The organism is Synechococcus sp. R70.1 (genome assembly GCF_047461675.1).
GTDB lineage: Bacteria > Cyanobacteriota > Cyanobacteriia > Thermostichales > Thermostichaceae > Thermostichus.
On the sequence record NZ_JANSHR010000043.1, the window covers coordinates 1 to 6,655 of the forward strand.

Genomic DNA, 6,655 nt, shown 5'->3' on the forward strand with positions numbered 1-6,655 from the left:
GGCTTTGCGGTTGGCAAAGGCTTTTTAAGAATTTCTTTGTGCTGAGCTACGCTTCCTCAGTAGGACGGCCGCTGTGAAGCTAGGGATCCGGCGCTCCGACCGAGATCCCGAAAAGATCCCTAAGGACAGACACTTCTCTCCAGCTCCTGCAAGTTGAATGGAAATGAGTACAAGCCTGCTCTGGCTCTGTTGGCAGAATCTGCTGGAGTGGGCAGGCAGTAGCAGGGGGAAAAGCAGCTGTGAGTGCCCTCAAAAATATCCTTTTGGTGGGGATTGGGGTTCTGTTAGCCCTAGCCAGCCTCTGGTATGGCCAGAATCACCATCTCCTCCCCGAAGCGGCAGCCAACTCAGCTCCCCTCTTCGATAGCCTCTTCAACAGCACCATCACCATCGCCACCGGCATCTTTCTAGTGGTGGAAGGGGTGCTCCTCTACTGTGTCATCCGCTACCGCAAGCGACGGGGGGAGCACGGCGACGGGGATCCCAGTCACGGCAATGTGCTGTTGGAGATCGTGTGGACAGCAGTGCCGGCTCTGATCATCCTTTGGTTGGGCCTAGCCAGCATAGATGTCTACCAGGCTATTTACGGAGGCACCAATGTGGGCGGGCATATGCACGCGGCCATGGGGATGGGCTCTTCCGAGGAAGCCAAGGCAGGGGAGCCGGGCTATGCCTATACCCCTGTGGTGCTACCTGGGAAAGAGATGGGCCAGCCGGATCTGGTCGTTCAGGTGCAGGGCATGCAATACGGTTGGCTGTTTACCTATGAATCGGGCTTGGTGAGTAGTGAGCTGCACCTTCCCCTCAACAGGCGGGTGCGCTTGAATATGACGGCCCTTGATGTCAACCATGCCTTCTGGGTGCCGCAATTTCGCCTAAAGCAGGATCTCATTCCAGGCCGAGAGACCCACCTGGAGTTTGTGCCTACCCAGTTGGGGACTTACCCCATCATTTGTGCGGAGCTGTGCGGCCCCTACCACGGGGTGATGGCTACGCAATTGATTGTGGAAAGACCAGAAGACTTCGAGCGCTGGCAGCAGGAGCAACTTTTAGCCGCTCGCGGCGATAGCAGTGCCCTAGCTCTTGCTGCAGACTCTCCCCCCACTCACCATCACCCTCCGGCTGATTCCCCTGCGGCTGCTTCGGCTTTTGCCCAAGTCCACCACCAGCGTTTGGGGGTCTCGCCTGCGGATTTGACCTCTCTCAAACTCCACAAGGACTCCGTCCCGCTGACGCGAACGGGAACAGGCTGAAACTAGGAGCTTTTTTGCAATGACTCAGCTACAGGACAATCCTAGCCTCGTTGCTGCCCCCAGGAGCAGCTTGGATCCGCCTGCAGAACCTTGGTGGCGCTTCTTGACCTTCTCCACGGATCACAAGGTCATCGGGATCCAGTACTTGGTGACCACCTTTTTCTTCTACTTAGTGGGAGGGGCGCTGGCGACGGCAGTAAGGGCAGAGCTGGCTACCCCGGAGGCGGACTTTCTCGGCTTTGAGCGGTACAACGGCGCCTTTACCCTGCACGCCACGATCATGATCTTCTTGTGGATCGTGCCGGCGCTGACAGGGGGCTTTGGCAACTACCTAGTACCGCTGATGATTGGGGCGCGGGATATGGCCTTTCCCAAGCTCAATGCAGTGGCCTTCTGGCTAGTTCCGCCCTCAGGGATCCTGCTTTTGGCCAGCCTGTTCATAGAGGCTCCGGCTGCCGGCTGGACTTCCTACCCGCCCCTCAGCTTGATCAGCGGCAAAGTGGGCGAAGAACTCTGGATCCTGAGCATTTTGCTGGCAGGAACCTCCTCCATCCTGGCAGCCGTGAACTTCATCACCACCATCCTGAAAATGCGCATGCCCGGCATGAGGATGCAGGACATGCCGCTGTTTTGCTGGGCCATGCTAGCAGCGTCTATTCTTACCCTCATTGCAACGCCAGTTTTGGCTGGTGCGTTGATCTTGCTCAGCTTTGACCTGTTGGCGGGCACGGCCTTTTTCAACCCCAGCGGCGGCGGGGATCCGGTGGTGTACCAGCACATGTTCTGGTTTTACTCCCACCCGGCGGTTTACATCATGATCTTGCCGGTCTTCGGTATCATCTCCGAGATTTTGCCGGTGCATGCCCGCAAGCCTATCTTTGCCTACAAGGCCATCGCCTATTCCAGCTTGGCCATTTGCTTTTTGGGGTTGATCGTCTGGGCGCACCACATGTTTACCAGCGGCACCCCGGACTGGATGCGGGTGTTCTTCATGATTGCCACTATGTCCGTTGCTGTTCCCACGGGGATCAAGGTGTTTAGCTGGCTAGCCACTCTGTGGGGCGGCAAAATCCACTTCCGGTCGGCCATGCTGTTTGGCCTTGGCTTTATCTCGATGTTTGTCATTGGGGGGTTGAGCGGCATTATCCTCGCTTCAGTTCCCCTGGATATTCACGTCCACGACACCTACTTTGTGGTGGCCCACCTGCACTATATGTTGTTCGGCGGCAGCGTGTTCGGGATCTATGCCGGCATCTACCACTGGTTCCCCAAGATGACGGGGCGGCTGCTGAACGAGTTCTGGGGGCGGGTGCATTTTGCGCTAACCTTTGTTGGCTTCAACATGTGCTTTTTGCCGATGCACAAGCTGGGCCTGATGGGGATGCCCCGCCGCGTAGCCCAGTACGATCCCCAATTTGCCGACCTCAACTGGATTAGCTCCGTGGGGGCCTTTATTCTGGCCATTTCCACGCTGCCCTTCTTGGTTAACGCCATCTACTCCTGGGTGGCCGGGCCCAGGGCCGGAGACAACCCCTGGCAGGCCTTGACGCTGGAGTGGACGACCTCTTCCCCACCGCCCCCCCACAACTTCTACGGGGATCCCATTCTGCTGACTGGTCCCTACGACTACGGCCTGCACAGCAAGGAAACCCTGGATTACTTTGCTGCCCAGTTGAAGAGCTTGCGGGAGCTGGCGTTGGCAGAAGCGGAGACTACCTCTTCTTAGCCAGTGGCTTGCTGGGTGGGTATCCCTATTCCTGTCTTGATCTCGGCTGGGCTGCCCCCATGGTCTTAGGAGGAATTCAAGAAAAGGACTACGTCCCGCTAACGCGAACGGTTTGATTGGGCAAGAATATGCAAGGATCCCTCAGTTCTGATGCTGTGATGCTCGGTCACCCTCAGGCTCACGCCGCTCATGCTGAGCACCCAGATCATCGCGTTTTTGGTCTATTGATGTTCCTGGTAGCGGAAGGCTGTCTATTCTTGGGCCTGTTCATGGCCTACTTGGCCTACAGCCTTACCGCCCCAGTCTGGCCACCGGAAGGGACGCCGGAGTTGGAGTTGCTTTTGCCCAGCATCAACACGGTGATTTTGCTATCCAGCAGCTTGGTTATTCACAAAGCCGGGTTGGCCATCAAGGCCGATGATGTCAAGGGCCTGAGACTGTGGTTTGCTCTCACTGCCCTGATGGGTGCCATCTTCCTGGCTGGGCAGCTCTACGAGTACAGCCACCTGGAGTTTGGCCTCACCACCAATTTGTTTGCCAGCACCTTCTATGTCTTGACCGGGTTTCACGGGCTGCACGTGGCAGCAGGGTTGCTGTTTATTTTGGCGGTGCTTTGGCGATCCCTGAAGCCAGGGCACTACAGTGCCCAACATCACTTTGGCGTCGAGGCCGCTGAGATCTATTGGCACTTTGTGGATGGGGTGTGGATTGTGCTATTTATCCTGCTCTATCTGCTTTGAGTACCGAAGCTCAGAGAATTGTCAGAACTGTCCCTAGACTGAGCAACAAGGGCGGAGAAGTTCAAGATTTCTGGAGAATAGCCACGATCTGAATCAGAGCCTCTTGAAACACTTCTCGCTCTGGCTGACCTTGCTTGAGCTGATATTCCAGTTGTAAAAGTTGCTCCATCACCCCCAGCAGCGCCGAGCTTTTTAGGGATCCCACCTCTTTCTGTAAGAAGTAAACCCGGTTGGGATTGGCGATCTCTGCTTTTTGGGCGATGACTTTGGGATCCCGTTCTCCTTCTTCAAGCAGCAGCCGCACCCACAGCCAGGTGCGGAATTGGCCCACCAAAACCGCTAGAATCTTCAGGGCTGGCTCGTTGGCATCCAGCAGATGGGTCAGGATCTGCAGGGCCCGATCCAAGTTGCCCTGGCGCAGGGAGGCGGCCAGTTGAAAGCTGTTGTAGGCGCTAGCAGGAACCAGGGCCTCGATTTGCTCAGGGGAGATGGGATCCCGTTGGCCTGCCGTAAACAAAGCCAGCTTTTCCAATTCCATTGCCAATCGGCGACTATCGTTGCCCACCGCCTCAGCTAACTTCTGGGCTGCCTCTGGGCTGAGCTTGAGATCCCGCTGCTGGGCCTCGCTGTGTACCTGCTTGAGAATGCCCTCTTCATCCCAGGGGGCCAGTTGGGAAAACTCGCGGACAATGGCCACTTTTTTTAGGAGCTGGGTAGATTTGAGCCGCCCATCCGGCTTGCTGCTAGTGGTCAAGAGCAAATGGGTGGTGGGAGGCAAATAGGCTAACGTCCGCTCCAGTTCTTTGGATAGCTCTTCCGGGCAATGCTGGGTAAGCGTTGTCTCTTCCAGCCACACCAAGCGGGCATTGGATCCCAGAGGCGGCGTCATGGCTTGGTTGAGACCAGCAAGCGTGGCTTCCGGAGGCAGGCGATCGTAGTTAAAGGCTGACCAGTTGGGATCCAGCACTTGATCGCGCAGCTCTTGCACCGCCTGCATCAAGCGATAGCTGTCATCCCCCCAGTAAAGGTAAACGGGCATACTGCCCTTTTCCGTAGTTTCTCTAGGCGTTATTTTACCTAAATCATGCTTTGTCCGAAACCTCCTAGAGAAAGCCTGGCCAAGTTCAAGCTTCTTCCCTCTCTGGAACAAGGTGTCAGCTTTGCAGATCTTTACCTTTTCCCTAGGTGGGCAAATTCTGTATTCCCGCTGAAGAACCGTCATCAATCTTTTCCTAAATTAATCCTGAGAGATGGGATCCGAGGGAGGATTGCCAGCAATGGACAGCAGGGGCGAACTGGAGTTCAAAGTCCAAGTTTTGGCCCGCTGCCTGGGATCCGCTCTGGCTTTAGGACGGCCCACCCGCGTGCAAATTCACTACCGCAATTCCCAAGCCTTCAACGCAGGTCAGTCGGGAGCGGCGCCTCTAAACTCTGAAGAGGTGGAGAGCTCCCAACCAAGCACAAGAAGCTAGCCTTTGGCCTTTGGTTTCCTGCCCCTGGCCGTTGGGGATATAGACTTTGGAAAAGAAGAGGAGGCGCCTAGCGGGCAGGAGAAGCGCTGTGGAACAAGCAAGGCAACCGTGGCAAGCTCTGCTGCTGCGGGATTTTCCCATCGAGTCCTGGTGGCAGGGCAGCTTTCTGGGCCGCCTGTTGGGATCCTTAAGAAACTGGGGCCAAGGTAGCTTACTGGTCCAAGCTGGCGACTGGCTTGGCTTGGGGCTGGTGTTGCTCTACTGGGTCTTTTCTGCGCAGAGCTCCACTGGCATCCTGGGGCTAATTTTGCTGGCCATGGCCGCTCTGGTGGGCCTGGGCGCTTTGGTGGAAATGCCGATGGGTCTGCCGCTGCACCTGCCCCTGGGCCTTTTCTGGGGAATTGCCACCTTGGCAACCATTCTCTCCCCGGTTTCCTACGCAGCACGGGAGGGCTGGCTGAAACTGACACTTTACCTAGCCGGCTATATGTTGTTGCATCGTCTGCTGCGCAAGCCCCAGTTCCGGGATTGGATTGTCGGATCCCTGCTTTTGGTCAGCTTGGCGATGGGGGTCTATGGCCTGCGGCAATACTTTTACGGGGCAGCAGAACTGGCCACCTGGGTAGATCCGGAGTCAGGCTTGGCGGGCCTGACGCGGGTGTACAGCTATCTGCGCAACCCCAATCTGTATGGGGGCTACCTGGTTCCGCTTGTTCCTCTAGGTCTGGCCGCAGTTTTCCTCTGGCCAGGCTGGGGAGTAAAGCTCCTAGTTGGTTTTACAACAGCCGTCAACCTCCTCTGCTTGGTCCTGACCTACAGTCGCGGCGCCTGGATTGGCGGCCTAGCAGCGCTGGGAATGATGGCGGTGCTGCTGGCGCAATGGCACACCCCCCGCCTGCCGGCCCGCTGGCGACGATGGACAGTGCCGACCTTGTTGGGAGGGGGCGCAGCTGCGCTGCTGCTTGCGATCTTGACGGTACGCCCCCTGCGGCTAAGGGTTCGGAGTCTCTTTTGGGGAAGGCTGGATACCAGCAACAATTTTCGTCTCAACGTCTGGGCGGCAGTGTTGGACATGATCCGCGACTTTCCCATCTTGGGGATCGGCCCGGGCAATGTTGCCTTTAGCCGCGTCTATCCCCTTTACCAGCGGGGCAACTTCAGCGCCCTCGGGGCCTATTCCGTGCCGCTGCAACTTACCGTGGAGACTGGCTTTCTTGGATCCCTGGCTTTTGCCTGGTTTTTGCTGGTGCTCTGGGATCACGGCTGGAGATGCTGGAACCGGTTGCTTAGCTCCCGGGATCCCGAGGGCCTGTGGGTGGCCGCAGGCTTAGCGGCTTGCACTGGCATGATGGCCCACGGGCTGGTGGACACCATCTGGTACCGCCCTCAGGTGCAGATGCTGTGGTGGCTGGCGGTGGCTCTCGTTACAGCCAAGCTGGCTTCCTCCAGGACTCAGCCTTCGTC

The 6,655-nt window shown here is 57.3% G+C and carries 5 protein-coding genes; 4 read left to right on the plus strand and 1 reads right to left on the minus strand.

The window, feature by feature from the left end; all coding sequences use genetic code 11:
* Positions 1 to 239 precede the first annotated feature (239 nt).
* The 3 genes from NW807_RS06320 to NW807_RS06330 all read left to right on the plus strand — a co-directional run bounded on the left by NW807_RS06320 (position 240) and on the right by NW807_RS06330 (position 3,719).
* Positions 240 to 1,253: a cytochrome c oxidase subunit II gene (locus tag NW807_RS06320; RefSeq protein WP_414425588.1), complete on the plus strand. Its 1,014-nt coding sequence runs from the start codon at positions 240 to 242 to the stop codon at positions 1,251 to 1,253.
* A 19-nt stretch (positions 1,254 to 1,272) separates the two neighbouring features.
* The gene (ctaD, locus tag NW807_RS06325; protein ID WP_414425589.1) at positions 1,273 to 2,979 is read left to right on the plus strand and encodes a cytochrome c oxidase subunit I; all 1,707 of its coding nucleotides are present in this window, start codon (positions 1,273 to 1,275) and stop codon (positions 2,977 to 2,979) included.
* Positions 2,980 to 3,107: 128 nt separating this feature from the next.
* Positions 3,108 to 3,719: a cytochrome c oxidase subunit 3 gene (locus NW807_RS06330; RefSeq protein WP_414411606.1), complete on the plus strand. Its 612-nt coding sequence runs from the start codon at positions 3,108 to 3,110 to the stop codon at positions 3,717 to 3,719.
* Positions 3,720 to 3,780: 61 nt separating this feature from the next.
* On the opposite strand, the gene holA is transcribed toward NW807_RS06330, so the two are convergent.
* Positions 3,781 to 4,758: a DNA polymerase III subunit delta gene (gene holA / locus NW807_RS06335; protein WP_414425590.1), complete on the minus strand. Its 978-nt coding sequence runs from the start codon at positions 4,756 to 4,758 to the stop codon at positions 3,781 to 3,783.
* Between the two features lie 521 nt (positions 4,759 to 5,279).
* Here holA and NW807_RS06340 point away from each other — a divergent pair.
* Positions 5,280 to 6,655, plus strand: a 1,376-nt coding sequence (locus NW807_RS06340; RefSeq protein ID WP_414425591.1) for an IctB family putative bicarbonate transporter, incomplete at its 3' end; no start/stop codon positions are given.

What these genes read in the sequence shown, in the direction of transcription:
- ctaD (WP_414425589.1), top strand. Translation starts at nt 1,273, where the DNA reads ATGACTCAGCTACAGGACAATCCTAGCCTCGTTGCTGCCCCCAGGAGC.
- NW807_RS06330 (WP_414411606.1), top strand. Translation starts at nt 3,108, where the DNA reads ATGCAAGGATCCCTCAGTTCTGATGCTGTGATGCTCGGTCACCCTCAG.
- holA (WP_414425590.1), bottom strand. Translation starts at nt 4,758, where the DNA reads ATGCCCGTTTACCTTTACTGGGGGGATGACAGCTATCGCTTGATGCAG.